At 37.6% G+C, this 3801-nt stretch carries 4 protein-coding genes and 1 pseudogene; 2 read left to right on the top strand and 3 right to left on the bottom strand.

Annotated elements, in window-relative coordinates; all coding sequences use genetic code 11:
- From VLB74_RS11290 to VLB74_RS11280, 3 genes and pseudogenes are all read right to left on the bottom strand, one after another.
- Positions 1-972 (bottom strand): annotated as a pseudogene (locus VLB74_RS11290) (glycosyl transferase); the annotation flags it as partial.
- Between the two features lie 166 nt (positions 973-1138).
- A complete protein-coding gene (locus VLB74_RS11285; RefSeq protein WP_325203560.1) occupies positions 1139-1357 on the bottom strand; it encodes a helix-turn-helix domain-containing protein in 219 nt (72 codons plus the stop codon).
- A 3-nt stretch (positions 1358-1360) separates the two neighbouring features.
- The gene (locus tag VLB74_RS11280; protein ID WP_325203559.1) at positions 1361-1879 is read right to left on the bottom strand and encodes a DUF2975 domain-containing protein; all 519 of its coding nucleotides are present in this window, start codon (positions 1877-1879) and stop codon (positions 1361-1363) included.
- 120 nt (positions 1880-1999) lie between these two features.
- Here VLB74_RS11280 and VLB74_RS11275 point away from each other — a divergent pair, with 120 nt between their 5' ends.
- Together VLB74_RS11275 and VLB74_RS11270 are read left to right on the top strand one after the other, a co-directional pair.
- Complete coding sequence (locus VLB74_RS11275) at positions 2000-2527, top strand: hypothetical protein (protein ID WP_325203558.1); 528 nt, start codon at positions 2000-2002, stop codon at positions 2525-2527.
- A complete protein-coding gene (locus tag VLB74_RS11270) occupies positions 2524-3684 on the top strand; it encodes an aminotransferase class I/II-fold pyridoxal phosphate-dependent enzyme (protein WP_325203557.1) in 1161 nt (386 codons plus the stop codon). Before VLB74_RS11275 ends, VLB74_RS11270 begins: the two co-directional genes overlap by 4 nt.
- Positions 3685-3801: the final 117 nt, after the last annotated feature.

Below are 3801 nucleotides of genomic sequence, written 5' to 3'. Positions count from 1 at the left end.
GAACGGACGTACTTTGATATGGTTCAGTTGGGCTGTTGAGGTACTGTCAATCGAAATGAAATCCCTTCCCAACAGGAATCGGTAATCGAAACGCGCTTTTTCGATTACCACGTCTTTTTTGGCAATTTTCGGGTGGTTGATGGTGAAGTTTTCAATCGATGTATAGCCGTCAATGTGTAATTCGCCGCTTTCCATTTCGAGTTTGTCCAGTTTTACGTGAATGTTGTCGAAACTTGATTTTAGTCCGAAACGCTCATCAATGTAAGGCAATTGGATTTTAGAAGTATCGCTGTTGAAGAATTTCAGGTCGGCCTTTTTCTCGCGGGGATTGGCAAACCCTTTGATATTCCAGTTTTGTGAAAACGTATTGGTTTTTACGCTGATGGCCGTCTGTAACTGGTGGTTTTCCAATTGCAGTTGGTTCATGTGCAAGGTCACTTTTCGGCCCATATCGTCCATGCGCAACGACAGGTTTTCAAGTTTCATCTCTGTTGGGACCAGATTCAATACTTTCGAGAGCAATCGATAGGCTAATTTGGCGTAATTGCGTTTTTCGTTGGAACGTTCGGTGGTGTCTCTTTTTAGAAAAGCATCGAAATTACGTCCATTTTTATTCTTCACCAATAGAATGAAACCATTGTTCATTTCAAGGTTTTTCAGCTGAATGTCGCCGGTAAGCAATTCCAGAATGTTATAACTGGTTTTTATTTTCTGAACCGATAAAAGCGTGTCGGCTTCTTTCGGAATCAGGAGCATATCGTCCATCTCGATACCGCTGATCCCAATAAAAGCTGCTTTTTTAACTGAAAAACGACAATTGTATTCGCTTTCGAATTTGGATTTTACCTTACCGATCGCTTTTTGCAATAACATATCGCGGAAGAAATACATTCCGGCCAAGGCAAGCAGTAAGAGTACTGCCAGAATTTTCAGGAAAAGAAAAAACTTTTGCTTTCTGGATCGTAGTGCCATTGGAAAATGATGTTATTGTTTGGGCGAAACTACTAAAATTTCCATTTTTATTTCTATTCGGAAATGTTTTTCTTGCAATTCCGGAATTCTTCATCTTTCATCGCGGTTATTTACTATTGAAGAATTTCGGATATGAGGTCTGTGAAAATAAAATCAATCAGCTAATTTACAACTTTTTTTCCTCCCGGACGTACTCCATGATGTCTCCTGGCTGACATTCCAAAATCTCACAAATGGCTTCCAAAGTAGAAAACCGGATGGCTTTTGCTTTTCCGGTTTTGAGTATCGATAAGTTGGCTGTGGTGATGCCGATTTGTTCCGCAAGTTCGTTGGAACGCATTTTCCGCTTGGCGAGCATGACGTCCAGGTTTACAATGATTGGCATGGGCTATACGGTTAATTCGTTTTCTTCTTTCATTGATTTGGCTATTTTGAATACTTCGCTCAATACCATAAAAAAGAGTGCCAGCCCAACTGTAAAAAGGATAGAGTCAAATCCGCCTGATGTGAAATTGATATTTGAGGTTCTGTTTTCATCGATAATTTCCAGAATAAAAGCAGGGACAGCTGTAAGTAAAGTAGTTGCCAAAAAACACTTTCCAATTTTGTTGAAATTGATAATGATTCTATCGTCAAAAATGATTCTTTGAGAGAATAATTCTAAAATTTGTTTGAAAAGATAGATTCCGTATACGAAAGCAGCATATCCGAAGCAAACAAAGATGACAGCTATTTTGGTTGGGAAATCGATGACTTGAATCGTCGTTCCGTTTATTTTTAGTGGCATATCCAGATCTCCTTCCTGAAACAGAAAAATAGTGGCTAAAACTAATGAACCTATTATTCCAATAATTTGGAGGAAGAAGAAAAGGGAAATAAATCCTTTAAGCATGTTTAATTTTTTCATGTTATTTCGTTTGTTTTGTTGGAGCAAATATATAAAAATTATCGAAAAACAATAATTAAAATATGAGAAACGATACTATTTATCAAAATAGAAATTAATGAAGATGTTTATCTTTGGAGTATGGAAAATAGAAATGAATTTGAAGTAGTAGTCTCGCAAGGCAAGCGTCATTTCCTTGAAATTGCTTTAGCTGCGGTTTTTTTTGGTGTGCTTTTGTATTTGGTTGGGATGACAATATACTACGCTATATTTAATCCTGATCTGGGTCTGTTTATTGGTAATTCTTACAACATGCTCTCCTTAAGCGGATTCCTGATAGTCATGGGTTTGAAGTTTTCGATGGTGAAAGATGTACTGATAGATTTGGATGAAAATAAACTCGTTTCAAGATATTCCGTTGGGCCTTTTGAGTATAACAAAAAAAGTGAAGTCCCCGATCTCGACTATATTTCAGTTTTTCTGAATTTAAAAGGGAATTATGAAGTTAATCTTTGGTATGGAAAAAATAAGCATTACAAAATGTATGTTTATTTTGAAAAAGAAGAGGCATTTCAATTTGCAGAACAAATTGCCGCTAAATTGAAGTTGGATTTGTTGGATGCTACGGAGCCCGGAAATTCAAAATGGATTGAAAAAGAAGTATCATGAAACATTTCCCAAAATCATTAAGCAACAAGTTAAACCAGCGGATTCAGAGCCATTCACTCCGTAAGTTATCGGAGTCAAATGCGCTAATCGATTTTTCGTCCAATGATTATCTCGGTTTTTCGAAAAGTGAATCCGTTTTTGATGCTACTCATCAGTATTTATTGGAGCGGAATCTGAAAAGCAATGGGGCAACCGGTTCGCGTTTGCTTTCGGGGAATCATATTTTATACGCCGAAACCGAAGATTTTATCGCAAAATTCCATCAGTCGGAAAGTGCGCTGATTTTTAATTCGGGTTATGATGCCAATGTGGGTTTTTTCAGTTCTGTGCCGCAACGCAGTGATGTGATTTTGTATGATGAATTGAGCCATGCCTCGATTCGGGATGGAATTCAGCTTTCCAATGCCAAATCCTATAAGTTTGAACATAATGATTTTGAGGCACTGGAGAAACTGATCCTTCGCTTTAAAAATGATAATTCGGAAATTTATATCGTAACCGAAAGCGTATTTTCTATGGACGGCGATTGTCCCAATATGGAAGAATTGGTCGGTTTGTGCGAGAAATACCAATGTCTTTTAGTGCTTGACGAAGCCCATGCTTTGGGTGTTTTCGGTGAAAAAGGAGAAGGGTTGGTGCAAAGCATGGGTCTGCACGATAAGGTTTTTGCCCGGATTATGACTTTTGGTAAAGGCTTGGGTTGTCATGGTGCTGCAGTTTTGGGAAGTCTGGACTTAAAAAACTACTTGGTTAATTTTGCCAGAAGTTTTATTTATACGACTGGTTTGTCTCCCCATTCGGTAGCAACGATTTTAATAGCTTACCAACAGTTGGAAGCGGAGAATTCATCTCAACTGAAAGATACCATCGTTCATTTCAATCAGGAGAAAAATATGTTGGGATTGAAACCGTTGTTTGTTCGCAGTAAATCGGCTATACAATCGGCGATAATTCCGGGAAATGAAAAAGTGAAAATCATAGCGGAGAAGCTTCAGGAGAATGGTTTTGATGTAAAAGCAATTCTACATCCCACGGTACCGCAAGGCCAGGAACGATTGCGTTTTTGTCTTCACAGTTATAATTCGAAAGAAGAAATTTCTGATGTTTTGCGTTTATTGAGTACTTTTGTAGTTGGAACACAGATAAAACCGATTTAGCAGATTTACGCAAATTTTTCTCATGAGTAATTTTTTATATAAAGGAAGAACGGATGTTATATTGAAAACGTTTTATGAGGTTTATAACACTCTAGGATATGGATTTCTTGAGAAAGT

The organism is Flavobacterium sp., assembly GCF_035456225.1.
GTDB lineage: Bacteria > Bacteroidota > Bacteroidia > Flavobacteriales > Flavobacteriaceae > Flavobacterium.
Note: the sequence above shows the minus strand (reverse complement) of the source record. Positions and strands in the feature narration are given on the sequence as shown.

What these genes read in the sequence shown, in the direction of transcription:
- VLB74_RS11285 (WP_325203560.1), bottom strand. Translation starts at nt 1,357, where the DNA reads ATGCCAATCATTGTAAACCTGGACGTCATGCTCGCCAAGCGGAAAATG.
- VLB74_RS11270 (WP_325203557.1), top strand. Translation starts at nt 2,524, where the DNA reads ATGAAACATTTCCCAAAATCATTAAGCAACAAGTTAAACCAGCGGATT.
- VLB74_RS11275 (WP_325203558.1), top strand. Translation starts at nt 2,000, where the DNA reads ATGGAAAATAGAAATGAATTTGAAGTAGTAGTCTCGCAAGGCAAGCGT.
- VLB74_RS11280 (WP_325203559.1), bottom strand. Translation starts at nt 1,879, where the DNA reads ATGAAAAAATTAAACATGCTTAAAGGATTTATTTCCCTTTTCTTCTTC.